We start from the raw sequence: 17,104 nt of genomic DNA, 5'->3' as shown, positions 1-17,104 counted from the left end.
GCGCCAGCCTCGACCTTCGGCGCCGGGCGGCGTCCGCCAGATGAGTGGGAGACAGGCAAACCAGGGTTCAACGGCCAAAAACGCAGCAAAATAAGCGCCATCGCCCTTGAAGCGACCGGGCAGAGATATGGCTGGGGGGGAACGTTGTCAACGGCGCCCGACAGCGGGGCCGTCGTCGCCAACCTGTCGCCGATTTCACGAAATTGACAGACTTTTCGCGTTGCCAAGGCACGGCGATTGGGCGAGTGTCCCGGCCGCCCTGAGGCCTCCCCCTCGAGCCCCCTCTTCTCAACAAGGATTTTCCATGACCACGTCGTTCCCGGTTACGAAAACCGGCCTGCGCCTCGGCCTTGCCACCGCTCTCGCCGGAAGTCTCGCGTTGTCCCTGCTTGCCGCGCCCGCACGCGCCGCCGACGATGCCAACCCGGTGCTGGCCAAGGTGAACGGCGCCGAGATCCGCAAGAGCGACGTGACGCTCGCCGAGGAGGAGCTCGGACAGAGCCTCGCGCAGATGGATCCGGCGACCAAGGACGAGAACGTGCTGTCGTTCCTGATCGACATGAAGCTGGTCGCCAAGGCGGCCGAGGACAAGAAGGTCGCCGATACCGAGGAGTTCAAGAAGCGCCTCGCCTTCACCCGCAACCGGCTGCTGATGGACAGCCTGCTCGCCACCGAGGGCAAGGCCGCGACCACGCCGGACGCGATGAAGAAGGTCTATGAGGAGGCCGCCAAGCAGATCGGCGGCGAGCAGGAGGTCCACGCCCGCCATATTCTGGTGGAGACCGAGGACGACGCCAAGGCCGTCAAGGCCGAGCTCGCCAAGGGCGCCGATTTCGCCGAGCTCGCCAAGAAGAAGTCCAAGGATCCCGGTGCCTCGGACGGCGGCGACCTCGGCTTCTTTACCAAGGAGCAGATGGTGCCGGAATTCGCCAACGTCGCCTTCTCGCTGGAGCCGGGCAAGATCTCCGATCCGGTGAAGACCCAGTTCGGCTGGCACGTCATCAAGGTCGAGGAAAAGCGCAGCCGCAAGCCGCCGGAGTTCGACCAGGTCAAGGGCCAGATCGAGACCTACGTCACCCGCAAGGCTCAGGCCGACTACGTCGGCAAGCTGCGTGAGGCCGCCAAGATCGAGCGCCTGGACAAGCCGGCCGCCGACGCCGCCAAGCCGGCGGACGCGAAGCCGGCGGACGCGAAGCCGGCCGAGCCGGCGAAGAAGTAAGCGGCTCGGCTACTTGGCTTGAGACGGGACATGGTCGCGTCATAAATGGTGTCGTCCCGGCGAAAGCCGGGACCCATACCGCGTGATGTTTGAAACAGGCACGCGGCCGATACCAGGGCTCCCAACTGGACCCTGTGGTTATGGATCCCGGCGTTCGCCGGGATGACAGCAGTGGGTGCAGTGACATCCACTCCCACAACGACGACCGAGATGATACAGAGCGCTTCCCGCTCATTCCTGCCGGAAGCCTCTCCGATGTCCTCAGCCGTCTCCCCGCTCGCCCCCACCGATGTCCCCGACATGCCCGCCGTTGCGGGCGTCAAGCTCGCGACTGCGGCGGCCGGCATCCGCTACAAGAACCGCACCGACGTGCTGCTGGCGCTGCTCGATCCCGGCACCACCGTGGCCGGCGTGTTCACCCTGTCGAAATGCCCGTCGGCGCCGGTCGAATGGTGCCGGGCCAAGCTGAAGGGCGGCAAGGCGCGCGCGCTGGTGGTCAACTCCGGCAACGCCAACGCCTTCACCGGCAAGACCGGCAAGCAGTCGACGGCCCTGACGGCGGCGATCGCCGCCAAGGCGGTCGGCTGCAAGCAGGACGAGATCTTCCTCGCCTCGACCGGCGTGATCGGCGAGCCGCTGGATGCGACCAAGTTCGACGGCGTGCTCGAAGGGTTGGCCGGCACCGCGGCGCCTGAGGACTGGATGGGTGCAGCGCGCGCCATCATGACCACCGACACCTTCCCGAAGGTCGCCACCGCCACCGTCAAGCTCGGAAAGGCCAAGGTGACGATCAACGGCATGGCCAAGGGCGCCGGCATGATCGCGCCCGACATGGCGACGATGTTGTCGTTCATCTTCACCGATGCGCCGATTTCGGCCCCCGCGCTGCAGGCCCTGCTCAAGGCCGGCGTCGAGGACACCTTCAACGCGGTGACGATCGACGGCGACACCTCGACATCCGACACGCTGCTCGCCTTCGCCACCGGGGCCGCCGCGGCGAAGGGCGCACCGAAGATCAGCCGCGCCAGCGATCCGCGCGCGAAGGCGTTCGTGAAGGCGTTCAATGCCGTGCTGGCCGACCTCGCCGAGCAGGTCGCGCGCGACGGCGAGGGCGCCCGCAAGCTGGTCGAGATCATCGTCGAGGGCGCCAAGAGCAAGCCGTCGGCGCGCAGAATCGCGATGTCGATCGCCAACTCGCCACTGGTCAAGACCGCGATCGCCGGCGAGGACGCCAATTGGGGCCGCGTCGTGATGGCCGTCGGCAAGGCCGGCGAGCCGGCCGACCGCGACAAGCTCTCGATCTCCTTCAACGGCATCCGCGTCGCATCGAAGGGCGCGCGCGATCCGTCCTATGACGAGACGGAAGTCTCCGAGGCGATGAAGGCGCAGAAGGTGCAGATCAAGGTGGCGCTCGGCCTCGGCAAGGGCCGCGACCGCGTGCTGACCTGCGACCTGACCAAGGAGTATGTCGCGATCAACGGCGACTACCGATCCTGATTCCGCAACCAACCGCGGCCAGGAAGCGCGCAGATGCCGGCGCGCTTCCTGGGGCCGAGTCGATCAGCTCGCGATCCGTGCGTCGGCGACCGCCTTCTGGAACAGCGCCTTCATCGCCTCCGCGATGCCCTGCGTCGGCGACACCTCGAAATAGAATCCGTCCGAGGCGCAGGCCTGCATCTTCTGCGCGATCTCGCTGTTCGGCGACGGGCCGAACGGCCCCTTGTTGAAGGGATCGATCCAGCTCATGTACCAGCTGTTGGTCGGCAGTTGCAGATAGGTCGTATAGAGGACCGCGATCTTGATGCCGCGGTTCTTGAGCGTGGTGCAGAGCGCCGGATTGATCGGCGACTGGCAGCGATTGCCGCTGGCCTTTGGCTTCAGGCAGGAGGCGTTGCTCTCGTCCGCGACGCCATCGGAGACAAAGAACAGGTATTTCAGCGGCGAGCCGGTCGTGCCGTCACCAGGCGTCGAGATCTCGTTGTTGATGGCGGGGAACACCGTGGTGAACGGCGTATCCTTGTCGGCCGTGTAGGAATCATTGTTGCCGTAGACGCCCATCAGGTCGATGTTGCCCGCGGCGCTCTTGGCGCTGGACAGGCTCGACGACAGCGAAAACAGCGCCCGCAATCCGATCGTCTTCGACGCTGCGCCGAAATCGTAGATCGCCATGCGGAACTGGTTCGTATAGGTCTGCGTCTGCTGCGCCGTGTCCATGAGCTGCTGGGTGGCGCTGCGCAGCACGTCGATCCGGGTGGTCACGTTGAGCGTCTTGGCGAGATTGTAGTAGTTGTTGGAGTCGTTGTAGTCGTGGCAGGCGAAGGCGCATTTGTCGGAGGTCGCATTGACCATCTTGGTCACGTCCGCCGGCGTCGCCGCCACGCCCATCGACGGCGAATTGTCGAGCAGCAGATAGAAATCGATGTATCGCGGCATCGAAGCCTTGGCGGTCGACGATCCCTGCAGGGTCATGGTCTTGAACCCGACGATGTTCATGAACATCATCGGCACGGTGGCCGAGAACGACACGGTGGCGGTCAGCACCGAGCCGGCCTTCTTCACCTCCGGCGTCAGGCTGGTCAGCGTATAGCCTGACGTGCCCGACATGTTGCCGTTGAAGATCTTCGCCGCATCGTCATTGCCGGCGGCGATCACGCCGTCCGAGGTCATCGTGCCCGCGGCGATGAAGGCCGGCGAGGTCCGGGACACCGCGCCGACCGAGGCGGCGTCGACCGCCGCCTGCAGCTTGGCGCGCATCTGGTTGGCGCGGCTGTAGTCGACGCCGCAGCCGACCGCGGTGATCAGCGGGACGCAGACGATCGCGAAGGTCACCGCGACGTTGCCGCTGACGTCGCGCCGCAGGCGGCCGAGCAGGCTGGATAAAATTCGCATGAATGATGCCTAACAAACCATGAGGAGGCCATGGCGTTCACCCGTGAAAATACGCGGCCGGCCATTAAGGTTGGCTTATTTCGACCGTGGAAACCGGGCTCGAAACGGCCTAGGTTAAGATTCCCTCAACAGGCGCACCTGGTTCTCGGACCGGCGCATCCCTCTCAAACCGATCGGACCATGCCCGACCTGAAACTCACGCTCGTGGTCGCCTGCGCGCTCGTCGACGCCGACAATCGTGTGCTGCTGGCGCAGCGGCCGCCCGGCAAGACGCTCGCGGGACTCTGGGAGTTTCCCGGCGGCAAGCTCGAGCCCGGCGAGCGCCCCGAAGCCAGCCTGATCCGCGAGCTCGACGAGGAGCTCGGCATCACCGTGCGCGAGGCCTGTCTCGCGCCGCTGACGTTTGCCAGCCACGCCTATGAGACATTCCATCTGTTGATGCCGCTCTACATCTGCCGGCGCTGGGAAGGCGTGGTCGCCGCGCGCGAGGGACAGCAACTGGCCTGGGTGCGGCCGAACAAGCTGCGCGACTACCCGATGCCCCCGGCGGACATTCCGCTGCTGCCGCATCTGATCGATCTATTGATGTGAGGATCGCGCAGCGACGTTTCTCCGGGCGAGTTCATGGCCCGTCCGGAACCCCTTGTTTCATTCGTGCAAGGGCGTTTTCGTCGATCCAGTTCTGGCTATTATCGGACATATAAAATTCATTGCCGTCTGGATCGTAGAACGACACGAATTCAAGCCCGCCATTGAGGTGACAGTGGAAGCGAACTCCCTTTGCAAGCAGAGCGTGGTAGGTCTGCTCCAAATCCGTACAGCTCAGCATGATCGGGGTGCTGCGCGAGGTGTCGCCGGGCGGGCGTAAGGTGAGTTGCAGCATCATGCGCTGCCCGGGCAGGCCTACGGTCAGATCATATCCCCAATTGATGATGCCGCCAGGCGAGCAATGCCGCAGTTCAAATCCGAGTGTATCGACATAGAAGTCGAGTGCAGCTCTTTGATCGGCGACATAGACCGCGACGTAGTCGATCCGGGTAAGCATGGCAGGCGATACCGTGCGACTTGATAGGCGACGGCTATAAGGCCCGGCCTTCGGGAGAAAGTCTAGTCGCGGCCTGCTTTCTTCACCGCCGCCTCGAGGCTCGCTGTCGCCGAGCCCGGCTTCAGCGGCTTCTGCTGGCTTTCGTGCGGGGCCCAGCCGGATAACCAGATGATGTCGAAGGTGGCGCGGATGCGGCCGTCGGGGTCGGCGAAGCGTTCGGCATAGATGTGGGCCATGCGCAGCAGGGTGGCGCGGCGCAGCGGCGTGCGGCGCCGCTCGACCAGGCTGTTGGTCGCGCCCATGCGGCGGAGATCCTGCATCAGGCCAAGCGCGCTGGCATAGCGGACCACGACGCGGTCGACGTCGGTGACGGGCAGCGCGAAGCCGGCACGCTGCAACAGCCCGCCGACATCGCGCAGATCGGCGAACGGCGCGACGCGCGGCGAGACGCCGCCCTCGCATTCGGCTTCGGCCGCCGCGAAGCTCTGCCGGAGCTCGGTCAGCGTATCGCCGCCGATCATCGCCGCCAGCAGCAGACCATCGGGGCGCAAGGCGCGGCGAATCTGCACCAGCAGTCCGGGCAGATCGTTGACGAATTGAAACGCCAGCGCCGACAGCGCGAGATCGAGCGATTGCGCGGCCAGCGGCAGCCGCTCATCTGCCGTTTCCGGCGCAGCGATATGTGCGAGCTGCGAGAGGCGTCCCGAAAGATACGGCTTCAAGCCCGCGGCCGGCGTCCAGACGTCGGCAGCCGCGGTGAAGGACCGGTTCACTGCCGCAAGCCGATCCTCGATGTCCTCCGCAACGCGCTCCAACAGGAAGGTCTCCGGCGCTGCCGCAGCCCGCCGCTGCCTGAGCGCGAGCAAACTGCGATCGAACAGAACGGGAGTGGTGACGGACTGGACCATTGGGGCTGGTTACGCCGATCCTCGCGGTCGGGCAATGCACCGCTTGAGCCGCGTGGGTTGCGGCGCTAGCCTCAATACATGGGTGTGACGTTTGCTCCAATCAGCGTCGGACGACTTCGTGCAGCCGTGGGCGCCCTGCATGGCAGTCTCGCGCACGTTGCGAAGCTCGCACTCGATATTGCACTGCCGACGCTGTGCATCGCCTGCCGCGAGCCGGTCGACGGCGAGGGCGTCTGCGCGGCCTGCTGGGGCAAATTGTCGTTCATCGAGCGGCCGTATTGCCCGAAGCTCGGCATCCCCTTCGTCTACGATCCGGGCCCCGAGCTGCTGTCGATGGAAGCGATCGCGGCGCCGCCGGCGTACGCCCGCGCCCGCGCCGCCGTGCGCTATGACGAGGTCGCCCGCACCCTGGTGCATCAGCTGAAATATCAGGACCGCACCGATCTGGCGCCGATCATGGGCCGCTGGATGGCGCGCGCCGGCCGCGAGCTGCTGGCCGAGGCCGACCTCGTGGTGCCCGTGCCGTTGCACTGGCGGCGCGGCTTCAGCCGCCGCTACAACCAGTCCGGCGCGCTGGCGCGGGTGATCGCCCGGTCCAGCGGCGTCCGAATGCACGGCGATGCGCTGCGCCGCGTGCGGGCAACCGAGCAGCAGGTCGGACTGTCGCGCGCCCAGCGCACCAGCAATGTGCAGGGCGCATTCCAGGTATCTTCAGACCGCCTGCATGACGTGCAGGGGCGCCGCATCGTGATCGTCGACGACGTGCTGACCACCGGCGCGACGGTGGATGCCTGCGCCCGCGCTCTGCTGCGCGCCAAGGCGGCAGAGGTCAGCGTGCTGGTTTTCGCCCGGGTTGTCGATGCCCCCCGCGCTCCCATATAATCTGTCGTTCCGTAACAGCTGAGCGCGACATGACCGCTGCGATCGAAATCTATACCCGTCCGGGGTGCGGCTACTGCACGGCCGCCAAATCGCTTCTGAGCCGCAAGAACGTCCCCTTCACCGAGCATGACGCGGGCAAGGATCCGACGATTCGGCAGAAGATGTATGATCGTGTCGGCCCGGGCTCGACCTTTCCGCAGATCTTCATCGGCCACACCCATGTCGGCGGCTGCGACGACCTCTACGCGCTCGATCGCGAGGGCCGGCTCGACGCCATGCTGGCGGGAGACAAGGCGACATCATGAGCAACGACCGCAGCTTTACCGCCGCTATGGTGCAGATGCGCACCTCGCTCCTGCCCGAGCCGAGCCTCGAGCAGGGCACCAGGCTGATCCGGGAAGCGGTCGCGCAGGGCGCGGAGTACGTCCAGACGCCGGAAGTGAGCAACATGATGCAGCTCAATCGGACGGCGCTGTTCGAGCAGCTCAAGAGCGAGGCGGACGATCCCTCGCTGAAGGTCTATCAGGCGCTCGCCAAGGAGCTAGGCATCCATTTGCACATCGGGTCGCTGGCGCTGCGCTTCTCGGCAGACAAGGCCGTGAACCGCTCGTTCCTGATCGGGCCCCAGGGCAACGTGCTGGCGAGCTACGACAAGATCCACATGTTCGACATCGACCTGCCGGGCGGTGAGAGCTATCGCGAGTCGGCCAACTATCAGCCGGGCGAGACGGCCGTGATCTCGGATCTGCCCTGGGGTCGTCTGGGGCTGACGATCTGCTACGACGTGCGCTTCCCGGCGCTGTATCGCGCGCTGGCCGAGAGCGGCGCCTCCTTCATCAGCGTGCCCTCCGCCTTCACCCGCAAGACCGGCGAGGCGCACTGGCACACGCTGCTGCGCGCCCGCGCCATCGAGACCGGATGCTTCGTGTTCGCCGCCGCCCAGTGCGGCCTGCACGAGAACAAGCGCGAGACCTTCGGCCACTCGCTGATCATCGATCCCTGGGGCGAGATTCTCGCCGAGGGCGGCGTCGAGCCCGGCGTGATCATGGCGCGCATCGATCCGTCGCGGGTCGAGAGCGTGCGCCAGACCATTCCTTCGCTGCAACACGGCCGCCGGTTCGGCATCGCCGACCCCAACGCGGGTCCGGACTATCTGCACCTGGTGCGGGGCTCGGCATGATCCGCTATGCGCTGCGCTGCGAGCGTGACCATACGTTCGAAAGCTGGTTCCAGAGCTCCTCGGCCTACGATTCGCAGGTGAAGCGCAAGCTGGTGGAATGCCCGACCTGCGGCTCGACCAAGGTCGAGAAGGCGATCATGGCGCCGCGCATCGTCAGCAAGAAGGGCCGCGAGGCCGTGCCGGTGCCGGCCTCACCGCCGCCGGCGCAGGAAGTGATTCCGCCGGGATCGACCGCGCTGATGATGGCGCAGGAGCGCGAGCTGCGCGCCAAGCTCAAGGAGCTGCGCGACCACATCGTCAAGAACGCCGACGACGTCGGCGAGCGTTTCCCGACGGAAGCGCGCAAGATGCATTACGGCGAGACCGAGCACCGGCCGATCTATGGCGAGGCCTCGCTCGACGAGGCCCGCGAACTGATCGAGGAAGGCATCGAGGTCGCGCCGATCCCGGTGCTGCCGGACGACCGGAATTGAGCAATAGAGACGCCCTCTCCGTCATTGCGAGCGAAGCGAAGCAATCCAGCGCCGAGCAAAGATTCTGGATTGCTTCGCTTCGCTCGCAATGACGGGGGAGAGATCTCGGCCTGCACTCTCTCTTTCGCCGGTGTGACGACATGTCCCCCCTCTCCTCGTCCTGGCAGCTCTGGGCCCTCCTCTCCGCGCTGTTCGCGGCCCTCACCGCCATCTTCGCCAAGGTTGGCGTCGAAGGTCTCAACTCCGATCTTGCCACGCTGATCCGCACCGCGATCGTGCTGGTGACGCTGGCGCTGATCCTGTTTGCGACGGGCCAGCTCACCAGCCCGGGACCGATCTCGACCAAGAGCTGGGTGTTCCTGACGCTGTCGGCGCTCGGCACCGGCGCCTCGTGGCTGTGCTACTTCCGCGCCCTGAAGCTCGGACCCGCGACGCTGGTCGCGCCGATCGACAAGCTCAGCGTCGTGCTGGTCGCCTTGTTCGGCGCCGTGTTTCTCGGCGAACGACCGAGCCTGCAGGGCTGGATCGGCATCGCCCTGATCGCGGCCGGCGCCGTGCTGATCGCGATCAAGGGCTGACTACACGGCGACCAGCAGCGCCACGCCGGCGACGATCAGCGTGATGCCGCCGATCTCGCGCAGCGAAACCGGCTGCTTGAACGAATAGTACGACACGCCCTGCGCGAACAGTACCTCGATCAGCGCGAGCGTGCGGACGTTGGCGGCCGCGGTCAGCGCGAACGCCAGGAACCAGAATTGCGATGCGAAGGCGCCGACGAAGCCGGCCATCATCGATGGCCGCCACAGCCACAGGATTCCGCGCAGGATGTCGGGCGCGCGCGCCAGCAGATAGACGGTGAGGAGCGCCGTCTGCAAGAATAGGCCCCAGACCAGCGTGTACGACGCGGCGGTGACGAAGGACACGCCGTCGACGGTGATGATGGCGCCGCGGAAGCCGACGGCCGACAAGGCGAACGACGCCGCGGCAACCAGGCCGGTTACGGTCGGCCTCAACTCGGCAAAGCTCTTCTCACCGCCGGGCCTGAGCGCGGTGATGACGACGCCGATGGTGGCGATCAGGATCGCGATCACCTTCGGCACCGACAGCGGATCACCGAGAAAGATGAAGCCGAAGATCGCGGTCTGGATCGCCTCGGTCTTCAGATAGGCCGTGGTGACGACAAAGGAGCGGTCGGTCATCGCCAGCAGCATCAGCCCGGTGGCGATGATCTGGCTGAGCGCACCGAGCAGCAGCCACGGCCAGAACACGGCCGGCGGCCACGGCAGGTGGTCGCCGGTGGCCAGCAGCACCGCGGTCAGGAACACCAGCGAGAACGGAAAGCCGAACAGGAAGCGGATATTGGTCGCACCCCAGGTGCCGAGCTTCGCCGTCAGCGACCGCTGCATCGCATTGCGCGCGACCTGGCCAGCGGCGGCGACCAGCGTGAAGGGAATCCAGAGCGAGGTGATGGAGAGCATGCGGCACAATGCAGTAGTGAGATTGGCACCGTGACGACCACGGGGCGCTGGGTCAACAGCGGTGAGGCGGTTCAGCCGCATGTCAGGATTGCAGCTCTCGCCGGAAGGGCCAGGACGGATTGCGTCTTGTGGTAAGCTCGCGCCACACATCCGGTGTCGTCCCTGCGAACGCAGGGACCCATAACCACCGGCTTCAATTGGGTTAGGCGATCCATCCACGCGATGGTGCGGCGATGTACTATGTCTACATTCTCGCCAGCGGCCGTCACGGTACGCTGTACATCGGTGTGACCAACTCGTTACGGACGCGGCTCGAGCAGCATCGCAAGGGCGAAGGCTCGGAGTTCGTGAAGAAGTACGGGGTGTTTCGGCTGGTCTATGTCGAAATCTACACTGTTGCTGCGGAAGCGATCACCCGCGAGAAGCAGCTCAAGCGCTGGAAGCGTGATTGGAAAATCGAACTGATCGAGCGCGACAATCTTGAATGGCGCGATCTCAGCGACCTGATCTCCTAGCGTGCCTCAAACCCCTCCCTGGGGTTATGGGTCCCTGCGTTCGCAGGGACGACACCGGTTATGGAGCGGCAGACGGGTCAAGCCGATGAATGGCCGCGCCGCGCTAAACCATCTGCTCGGCGACCATCATGTAGTTCACGTCCATGTCGGTCGACAGACTCCAGCGGTCGGCGAACGGGCTGTAGACCACGCCGCTCTGCTCGGTGATGACCAGGCGGTTGTCGAGCAGGTATTTGGTCAGCTCGTCCGGCGTGACGAACTTGCTCCACTCATGCGTGCCGCGCGGCAGCCAGCGCAGCACGTATTCGGCGCCGACGATGGCGAGCGCAAAGCTCTTCCAGTTGCGGTTGAGGGTCGAGACCACCATCATGCCGCCCGGCTTCAGCACCGCGGCACAGCGGCCGAGGAAGGCGCTGACGTCGGTGACGTGCTCGACGACCTCCATCGCCAGCACGATGTCGAAGCGCTCGCGCGGATCCATCTCCTCGATCGTGGTGCAGCGATAGTCGATCGACAGATGACCCTTCTCGGCATGCAGCCTGGCGGCGGCAATGTTGCTGGCCGAGGGGTCGACGCCGACGACCTGCGCGCCCAGCCGCGTGAATGGCTCGCACAGCAGTCCCGCGCCGCAGCCGATGTCGAGCATGCGCAGCCCCGACAGGCAGTTGAGGCTCTTGGCGTTGCGCTCGAATTTCCGGCAGGCGGCATCGCGGATGTAGGTCAGGCGCAGCGGGTTGATCTTGTGCAGGGGCGCCATCTTGCCCTTGGGGTCCCACCACGTCTCGGACAGTTTCGAGAACTTCGCGATCTCGGCCGGATCGACGGTCGAGCCGGAGGGAACAGAAGTGCTGCGGGAATCCTGAGGCATTGTCATCGCTGAATACTCAATGATCGAAGCTGCGGCGCCGTACCGGGCTAACGCGCCGTGATGGCGTTCCGGAACGCCAGCGGCTCCGCGATGGTCGAAATGGTTTCCTTGCCCTCGCCCACACCCAAGATGGTGACATCGCCGTAATTGAGAACCCGTCCCATGATGGTCTGGTTGACGTCGACGCTCTCGACCTTGTCGAGAGCCATCTCGAAGGTACGGCGCTTGATGAAACCGGTTTTGTGCACGACACGGCGATTGGTGACGTCCGTCTCGGTGGTGAGGCGATGGAACCAGGCCCGAACCGTCCAATACAGGGCAACAATGGCGATGACGGCGGCGGTGGCCAGGCACAGCATGACCAGATTGTCGTTCACGGTCATGCGGGAGAGGACGAGCAATCCAAACACGACGATCCAGGCCCCGATCGCCGGCAGGTAGAACATCCAATGTGCATTGGTCGAATACAGCACCTTCTCGCCGGGTTGCAGGATTTCGTCGATGTAACGCGCCATTCCAAAGCCTCTACCTGACCCTGTCACCACAAGGAACCGTCTTGCCCCCAGCCGCGGCGCTATGTATACGCGCGTTTCGGCTGGCGCGCCTCCGGTTTCGCGCCCAGCCGGTCAACTTATCCTCCTGATGGGAATGAGCGCGTCGTCATGGGTCGCCTCGTGCTGAAATTCGGCGGCACATCCGTCGCCAACATCGACCGCATCCGCAACGTCGCGCGCCACGTCAAGCGCGAGGTCGACGCCGGTCATGAGGTCGCCGTCGTGGTCTCGGCCATGTCCGGCAAGACCAACGAACTGGTCGCCTGGTGCACCGAGGCGTCGCCGATGCACGATGCGCGTGAATACGATGCCGTCGTGGCCTCGGGCGAGCAGGTCACGTCCGGCCTGCTGGCGATCGTGCTGCAGAGCATGGGCATCCAGGCCCGCTCGTGGCAGGGCTGGCAGATCCCGATCAAGACCAGCGATGCCCATGCCTCGGCGCGAATCGTCGATATCGACGGCTCCGAGCTGATCCAGCGCTTTCGCGACCGCAAGGAGGTCGCGGTCATCGCCGGCTTCCAGGGCATCAACGCCGAGACCGGGCGAATCACCACGCTCGGCCGCGGCGGCTCGGACACCTCGGCGGTGGCGATCGCGGCCGCCATCAAGGCCGACCGCTGCGACATCTATACCGACGTCGACGGCGTCTATACCACCGACCCCCGGGTGGTGCCGAAGGCCAAGCGGCTCGACAAGATCGCCTTCGAGGACATGCTGGAGCTGGCGTCGCAGGGCGCCAAGGTGCTGCAGGTCCGTTCGGTGGAACTGGGCATGGTGCACAACATGCCGATCTTTGTCCGCTCCTCATTCGACAAGCCCGAGGATATCGACCCGCACGCCAACCAGCCGCCGGGGACGCTGATCTGCAGCGAGGAACAAATCATGGAAAATCACGTCGTGACCGGCATCGCCTTCTCCAAGGACGAGGCCCAGATCTCGGTGCGCCAGATCGAGGACAAGCCGGGCGTCGCCGCCTCGATCTTCGGACCACTGGCGGATGCCAATATCAACGTCGACATGATCGTCCAGAACGTCTCCGAAGACGGCAAGACCACCGATCTCACCTTCACGGTGCCGGCCACCGATTACAATCGCGCGCGCGAGACCATCACCGCGGCCAAGGACAGGATCGGCTATCAGCGCCTGGATACCGCGACCGACGTCGCCAAGGTCTCGGTGATCGGATCGGGCATGCGCAGCCATGCCGGCGTCGCCGCCAAGGGATTTGCCGCGCTCGCCGCCCGCAACATCAACATCCGCGCGATCACGACCTCCGAGATCAAGTTCTCGGTGCTGATCGACGCCGCCTACACCGAGCTCGCCGTCCGCACCCTGCATACGCTCTACGGACTGGACCAGGCCTAGAAAATCCTCCTCCGCGACCACACCTGTCCCGTTCTGTGACAGCGGGACGGGCCGGAGATCGCTCGAAAGCCGTTGACGCCGCCCGCGGTGGCAGGCGTTTTGCTTGGCAAAACAAGCCCTAATTCGCTATACGCCATCGCAGGATGGCAGCCGCAAACTGTGCTCCAGTGATGGTTGTTCTGGTTCGGGCCGGCACTCTGAGCGTGCGATAGTGCCGAATCGAGAAAGCTGTTCGATGCCGCGAGTTTAGCGCCAGATCCGGCCGCGTGCCGGGCTGGCCCCAGGAAGGGGGATTGTGCCACATGCGAAGCGCGTCGGGAGGCCCCCGCGTCCTGCTCAGACGGCTTCGCGAGACCATGGCGGAGCAGGTCTCGGCACAGGAGCGGCTCGACAAGATCGTGGTGCTGATCGCGGCCAACATGGTCGCGGAGGTCTGCTCGGTCTATGTGCTGCGTGTCGACAACACGCTCGAGCTCTACGCGACCGAAGGTCTGAACCGCGACGCCGTGCACATGACCGTGCTGAGCGCGCATGAAGGCCTCGTCGGCCTCGTCGCCAGCGAAGCGACGCCGCTCAACCTGAACGACGCCCAGAGCCATCCCGCCTTTTCGTATCGGCCGGAGACCGGCGAAGAGATCTACCACTCCTTCCTTGGCGTGCCGATCCTGCGCGCCGGCAACACGCTCGGCGTGCTGGTGGTGCAGAACCGCGCCAAGCGCACCTATGTCGAGGAAGAGGTCGAGGCGCTGCAGACCACCGCGATGGTGCTCGCCGAGATGATCGCCTCCGGCGAGCTCGCGGCACTGGCGCAGCCCGGCGCCGAGCCGGCGGCGCGGCACTCGATCCACAAGACCGGCACGGTGCTGTCCGATGGCATCGCGCTCGGCCATGTCGTGCTGCACGAGCCGCGCGTCGTCATCAACAATTACATTGCCGAGGACCTGCCCAAGGAGATCAAGCGGCTCGACGCCGCGCTGCTCAAGCTCCGCGCCGACCTCGACCGCATGCTGGAGCGTGGCGACGTCGCCGATGGCGGCGAGCACCGCGAGGTGCTCGAAGCCTATCGCATGTTCGCCAACGACCAGGGCTGGTCGCACAAGCTGCACGAGGCGGTGGCGACCGGCCTCACGGCGGAAGCCGCCGTCGAGCGCGTGCAGTCCGACACCCGCGCCCGCATGCTGCGCTCGACCGATCCGTATCTGCGCGAGCGGCTGCACGACCTCGAGGATCTCGGCTACCGGCTGCTGCGTCAGCTCGTCGGCCAGGACCACGCGCCGCGGCGCGAGCACCTGCCGGACAACGCCATCCTGATTGCACGCGCGATGGGTCCGGCGGCGCTGCTCGACTACGACCGCAAGCGGCTGCGCGGCCTCGTGCTCGAGGAAGGCACCGCCAATTCGCACGTCGCGATCGTGGCGCGTGCACTCGGCATTCCCGCCGTCGGCGAGGTGCCGAACGCGCCGGGCATCGCCGATCCCGGCGACGCCATCATCGTCGATGGCACCTCAGGCTCGATCTATGTGCGCCCGTCGTCGGAGATCGAATCCGCCTATGCCGAGCGGGTGCGCTTCCGCGCCCGCCGTCAGGCGCAATATGGCGAGCTGCGCAACAAGCCCTGCGTGACCAAGGACGGCCAGCCGGTCGAGCTGATGATCAATGCCGGCCTGGTCATCGACCTGCCGCATATCGAGGACACCGGCAGCGCCGGCATCGGCCTGTTCCGCACCGAACTGCAATTCATGGTGTCCGCCAGCCTGCCGCGCTCGAGCGACCAGCTGGCGCTGTATCGCACGGTTCTCGACGCCGCCGGCCACAAGCCGGTCACGTTCCGCACCTTGGACATCGGCGGCGACAAGGCGCTGCCGTACATGGAGACCGTCATCGAGGAGAATCCTGCGCTCGGCTGGCGCGCGATCCGCCTTGGCCTCGACCGTCCGGGCCTGCTGCGCGGCCAGATCCGGGCGCTGCTGCGCGCCGGCGGCGGCCGCTCGCTGCGCATCATGTTCCCGATGATCTCGGAAGTCGCCGAGTTCGACACGGCGAAAGCGATCGTCGAGCGCGAGCTGACCTATCTGCGCCAGCACGGCCACACGCTGCCGGAGCGCGTCGACGTCGGTACCATGCTCGAGGTCCCGGCGCTGCTGTATCAGCTCGACGAGCTGCTTTCGAAGGTCGATTTCATCTCGGTCGGCTCGAACGACCTGTTCCAGTTCCTGTTCGCGGTCGATCGCGGCAACGCCAAGGTCTCCGAGCGCTTCGACACGCTGTCGACGCCGATCCTGCGGGCGTTGCAGCAGATCGTGCACAAGGCCAAGGCGGCCAAGCGGTCGGTGTCACTGTGCGGCGAGATGGCCTCCAAGCCGATCGGCGCATTGGCACTGATCGCGCTCGGCTACCGCTCGCTGTCGTTGTCGGCCACCGCGCACGGCCCTGTGAAGGCGATGATCCTCGAACTCGACGCCGGCAAGGCGGCGACGAAGATGGCCGAATGGCTGGCCGCGCCGGCCGGCAGCTTCTCGATGCGGCAGAAGCTGACCGAGTTCGCCGAGAGCGAAGGCCTCGCGCTGTAGCGGCTCTGTCGCGGCCTGCGCGTCTTCCGTTCGTATCGTTTGCTCCTAGAACAGATTGCATCATGTCGTCGCTTCCCCAAGCCAAACTGGATATCCTGCTCGCGCATCACGCCTCGCTCGAGGCGGAGCTGCTCGGCCAGGTCAATTCCGACCGCTACGTGCAGATCACCCGTGAGCTGGCCGAGCTCAATCCGCTGATCGACGCGGTCAAGGCCTATCGCGCCGGCGTCAAGGAGCTCGCCGACACTGAGGCGCTGATCGCCGATCCCGCCACCGATGCCGAAATGCGCGCGATGGCCGAGGCCGAGCGCGACGAGCTGATCGCGCGCCGCGGCGAGCTTGAGCAGAAGATCCGCGTCGCGCTGCTGCCGAAGGATGCGATGGACGACCGCAACGTCGTGCTCGAAATCCGCGCCGGCACCGGCGGCGACGAGGCCTCGTTGTTCGCCGGCGACCTGTTCCGGATGTATGAGCGCTTCGCCGCCCTGCAGGGCTGGAAGGTCGAGGTGGTCTCAGCCTCCGAAGGCACCGTCGGCGGCTACAAGGAGATCATCGCCGAGGTGCAGGGCCGCGGCGCGTTCGCCAAGCTGAAATTCGAATCCGGCGTGCACCGCGTGCAGCGCGTGCCCGATACCGAGACGCAGGGCCGCATCCACACCTCCGCGGCGACGGTCGCCGTGCTGCCCGAGGTCGAGGATGTCGACGTCGACATCAAGCCGGACGACCTGCGCATCGAGACCATGCGCGCGCAAGGCGCCGGCGGCCAGCACGTCAACAAGACGGAATCGGCGATCCGCATCACCCATATCCCGACCGGGATCGTCGTGATGATGCAGGACAGCCGCTCGCAGCACAAGAACCGCGCCTCCGCGATGAACATCCTGCGCTCGCGCATCTACGACGCCGAGCGGCAGAAGGTCGACGCGGCCCGCTCGGCCGAGCGCAAGGAGAAAGTCGGCTCGGGCGACCGCTCGGAGCGCATCCGCACCTATAATTTTCCGCAAGGGCGCGTCACCGACCACCGCATCAACCTGACGCTCTACAAGCTGCCGCAGGTGATCGCCGGCGAAGCGCTGGGCGAACTCATCGACGCGCTGACGACCGAGCACCAGGCCGCGCAGCTCGCCGCGCAAGGTGCTGCGGCGTGATGCGCACCGG

18 protein-coding genes are annotated in these 17,104 nt (G+C 65.8%); 12 read left to right on the top strand and 6 right to left on the bottom strand.

Features of this window, described 5'->3' with window-relative positions:
- The first annotated feature begins 304 nt into the window (after window positions 1-304).
- Complete coding sequence (locus tag QX094_RS14095; RefSeq protein WP_316174463.1) at window positions 305-1,219, top strand: peptidylprolyl isomerase; 915 nt, start codon at window positions 305-307, stop codon at window positions 1,217-1,219.
- A 255-nt stretch (window positions 1,220-1,474) separates the two neighbouring features.
- The gene (gene argJ, locus QX094_RS14090) at window positions 1,475-2,716 is read left to right on the top strand and encodes a bifunctional glutamate N-acetyltransferase/amino-acid acetyltransferase ArgJ (protein ID WP_315715203.1); all 1,242 of its coding nucleotides are present in this window, start codon (window positions 1,475-1,477) and stop codon (window positions 2,714-2,716) included.
- A 63-nt stretch (window positions 2,717-2,779) separates the two neighbouring features.
- Here the strand turns inward: argJ and QX094_RS14085 are convergent, their stop codons facing one another.
- On the bottom strand, window positions 2,780-4,108 hold the full coding sequence (locus QX094_RS14085) for a TadE/TadG family type IV pilus assembly protein (protein WP_316174461.1): 1,329 nt from the start codon (window positions 4,106-4,108) through the stop codon (window positions 2,780-2,782).
- Window positions 4,109-4,288: 180 nt separating this feature from the next.
- Between QX094_RS14085 and QX094_RS14080 the strand changes: the two genes are divergently transcribed.
- Window positions 4,289-4,699 (top strand): (deoxy)nucleoside triphosphate pyrophosphohydrolase, encoded by a 411-nt coding sequence (locus QX094_RS14080; protein WP_316174460.1) that lies wholly within the window; start codon window positions 4,289-4,291, stop codon window positions 4,697-4,699.
- A gap of 31 nt (window positions 4,700-4,730) precedes the next feature.
- On the opposite strand, the gene QX094_RS14075 is transcribed toward QX094_RS14080, so the two are convergent.
- Together QX094_RS14075 and QX094_RS14070 are read right to left on the bottom strand one after the other, a co-directional pair.
- The gene (locus tag QX094_RS14075) at window positions 4,731-5,153 is read right to left on the bottom strand and encodes a VOC family protein (RefSeq protein WP_316174458.1); all 423 of its coding nucleotides are present in this window, start codon (window positions 5,151-5,153) and stop codon (window positions 4,731-4,733) included.
- A gap of 62 nt (window positions 5,154-5,215) precedes the next feature.
- Window positions 5,216-6,061: a methyltransferase domain-containing protein gene (locus tag QX094_RS14070; protein WP_316174457.1), complete on the bottom strand. Its 846-nt coding sequence runs from the start codon at window positions 6,059-6,061 to the stop codon at window positions 5,216-5,218.
- Window positions 6,062-6,139: 78 nt separating this feature from the next.
- On the opposite strand from QX094_RS14070, the gene QX094_RS14065 reads away from it, so the two are divergent.
- The 5 genes from QX094_RS14065 to QX094_RS14045 all read left to right on the top strand — a co-directional run bounded on the left by QX094_RS14065 (window position 6,140) and on the right by QX094_RS14045 (window position 9,174).
- Window positions 6,140-6,943, top strand: a complete 804-nt coding sequence (locus QX094_RS14065) for a ComF family protein (RefSeq protein WP_316174456.1) — start codon at window positions 6,140-6,142, stop codon at window positions 6,941-6,943.
- A 29-nt stretch (window positions 6,944-6,972) separates the two neighbouring features.
- A complete protein-coding gene (grxC, locus tag QX094_RS14060; RefSeq protein ID WP_315751938.1) occupies window positions 6,973-7,248 on the top strand; it encodes a glutaredoxin 3 in 276 nt (91 codons plus the stop codon).
- Window positions 7,245-8,123, top strand: coding sequence for a carbon-nitrogen hydrolase family protein (locus QX094_RS14055; RefSeq protein WP_315751937.1), 879 nt, complete (start codon window positions 7,245-7,247; stop codon window positions 8,121-8,123). Before grxC ends, QX094_RS14055 begins: the two co-directional genes overlap by 4 nt.
- A complete protein-coding gene (locus QX094_RS14050; RefSeq protein WP_316174454.1) occupies window positions 8,120-8,596 on the top strand; it encodes a DUF1178 family protein in 477 nt (158 codons plus the stop codon). The genes QX094_RS14055 and QX094_RS14050 overlap by 4 nt, the downstream gene beginning before the upstream one ends.
- Window positions 8,597-8,736: 140 nt before the next feature.
- Complete coding sequence (locus tag QX094_RS14045; RefSeq protein WP_316174453.1) at window positions 8,737-9,174, top strand: EamA family transporter; 438 nt, start codon at window positions 8,737-8,739, stop codon at window positions 9,172-9,174.
- Here QX094_RS14045 and QX094_RS14040 read toward each other — a convergent pair whose 3' ends face one another.
- On the bottom strand, window positions 9,175-10,074 hold the full coding sequence (locus tag QX094_RS14040) for a DMT family transporter (RefSeq protein WP_316174452.1): 900 nt from the start codon (window positions 10,072-10,074) through the stop codon (window positions 9,175-9,177).
- 233 nt (window positions 10,075-10,307) lie between these two features.
- Between QX094_RS14040 and QX094_RS14035 the strand changes: the two genes are divergently transcribed.
- The gene (locus QX094_RS14035) at window positions 10,308-10,589 is read left to right on the top strand and encodes a GIY-YIG nuclease family protein (RefSeq protein ID WP_315715191.1); all 282 of its coding nucleotides are present in this window, start codon (window positions 10,308-10,310) and stop codon (window positions 10,587-10,589) included.
- A gap of 103 nt (window positions 10,590-10,692) precedes the next feature.
- Here QX094_RS14035 and ubiG read toward each other — a convergent pair whose 3' ends face one another.
- Together ubiG and QX094_RS14025 are read right to left on the bottom strand one after the other, a co-directional pair.
- Window positions 10,693-11,457 carry a bifunctional 2-polyprenyl-6-hydroxyphenol methylase/3-demethylubiquinol 3-O-methyltransferase UbiG gene (gene ubiG, locus QX094_RS14030; RefSeq protein WP_409977941.1) on the bottom strand — a complete coding sequence of 255 codons (765 nt, stop codon included), beginning with the start codon at window positions 11,455-11,457 and terminating at the stop codon, window positions 10,693-10,695.
- 47 nt (window positions 11,458-11,504) lie between these two features.
- Complete coding sequence (locus QX094_RS14025; RefSeq protein ID WP_316166266.1) at window positions 11,505-11,972, bottom strand: PH domain-containing protein; 468 nt, start codon at window positions 11,970-11,972, stop codon at window positions 11,505-11,507.
- Between the two features lie 147 nt (window positions 11,973-12,119).
- Between QX094_RS14025 and QX094_RS14020 the strand changes: the two genes are divergently transcribed.
- The 3 genes from QX094_RS14020 (at window position 12,120) to prfA (ending at window position 17,094) form a co-directional block, all read left to right on the top strand.
- Window positions 12,120-13,376, top strand: a complete 1,257-nt coding sequence (locus QX094_RS14020; RefSeq protein WP_315715188.1) for an aspartate kinase — start codon at window positions 12,120-12,122, stop codon at window positions 13,374-13,376.
- Between the two features lie 302 nt (window positions 13,377-13,678).
- The gene (gene ptsP, locus QX094_RS14015; protein WP_315715187.1) at window positions 13,679-15,946 is read left to right on the top strand and encodes a phosphoenolpyruvate--protein phosphotransferase; all 2,268 of its coding nucleotides are present in this window, start codon (window positions 13,679-13,681) and stop codon (window positions 15,944-15,946) included.
- A 62-nt stretch (window positions 15,947-16,008) separates the two neighbouring features.
- Complete coding sequence (prfA, locus tag QX094_RS14010) at window positions 16,009-17,094, top strand: peptide chain release factor 1 (protein WP_315751933.1); 1,086 nt, start codon at window positions 16,009-16,011, stop codon at window positions 17,092-17,094.
- Window positions 17,095-17,104: the final 10 nt, after the last annotated feature.

Source organism: Bradyrhizobium sp. SZCCHNS1050, from assembly GCF_032484785.1.
Classification (GTDB): domain Bacteria; phylum Pseudomonadota; class Alphaproteobacteria; order Rhizobiales; family Xanthobacteraceae; genus Bradyrhizobium.
This window is presented reverse-complemented; position numbering and strand designations above follow the sequence as displayed.

Coding starts and splice junctions, on each gene's coding strand:
- QX094_RS14095 (WP_316174463.1), top strand. CDS start 305: ATGACCACGTCGTTCCCGGTTACGAAAACCGGCCTGCGCCTCGGCCTT.
- argJ (WP_315715203.1), top strand. CDS start 1,475: ATGTCCTCAGCCGTCTCCCCGCTCGCCCCCACCGATGTCCCCGACATG.
- QX094_RS14085 (WP_316174461.1), bottom strand. CDS start 4,108: ATGCGAATTTTATCCAGCCTGCTCGGCCGCCTGCGGCGCGACGTCAGC.
- QX094_RS14080 (WP_316174460.1), top strand. CDS start 4,289: ATGCCCGACCTGAAACTCACGCTCGTGGTCGCCTGCGCGCTCGTCGAC.
- QX094_RS14075 (WP_316174458.1), bottom strand. CDS start 5,153: ATGCTTACCCGGATCGACTACGTCGCGGTCTATGTCGCCGATCAAAGA.
- QX094_RS14070 (WP_316174457.1), bottom strand. CDS start 6,061: ATGGTCCAGTCCGTCACCACTCCCGTTCTGTTCGATCGCAGTTTGCTC.
- QX094_RS14065 (WP_316174456.1), top strand. CDS start 6,140: ATGGGTGTGACGTTTGCTCCAATCAGCGTCGGACGACTTCGTGCAGCC.
- grxC (WP_315751938.1), top strand. CDS start 6,973: ATGACCGCTGCGATCGAAATCTATACCCGTCCGGGGTGCGGCTACTGC.
- QX094_RS14055 (WP_315751937.1), top strand. CDS start 7,245: ATGAGCAACGACCGCAGCTTTACCGCCGCTATGGTGCAGATGCGCACC.
- QX094_RS14050 (WP_316174454.1), top strand. CDS start 8,120: ATGATCCGCTATGCGCTGCGCTGCGAGCGTGACCATACGTTCGAAAGC.
- QX094_RS14045 (WP_316174453.1), top strand. CDS start 8,737: ATGTCCCCCCTCTCCTCGTCCTGGCAGCTCTGGGCCCTCCTCTCCGCG.
- QX094_RS14040 (WP_316174452.1), bottom strand. CDS start 10,074: ATGCTCTCCATCACCTCGCTCTGGATTCCCTTCACGCTGGTCGCCGCC.
- QX094_RS14035 (WP_315715191.1), top strand. CDS start 10,308: ATGTACTATGTCTACATTCTCGCCAGCGGCCGTCACGGTACGCTGTAC.
- ubiG (WP_409977941.1), bottom strand. CDS start 11,457: ATGCCTCAGGATTCCCGCAGCACTTCTGTTCCCTCCGGCTCGACCGTC.
- QX094_RS14025 (WP_316166266.1), bottom strand. CDS start 11,972: ATGGCGCGTTACATCGACGAAATCCTGCAACCCGGCGAGAAGGTGCTG.
- QX094_RS14020 (WP_315715188.1), top strand. CDS start 12,120: ATGGGTCGCCTCGTGCTGAAATTCGGCGGCACATCCGTCGCCAACATC.
- ptsP (WP_315715187.1), top strand. CDS start 13,679: ATGCGAAGCGCGTCGGGAGGCCCCCGCGTCCTGCTCAGACGGCTTCGC.
- prfA (WP_315751933.1), top strand. CDS start 16,009: ATGTCGTCGCTTCCCCAAGCCAAACTGGATATCCTGCTCGCGCATCAC.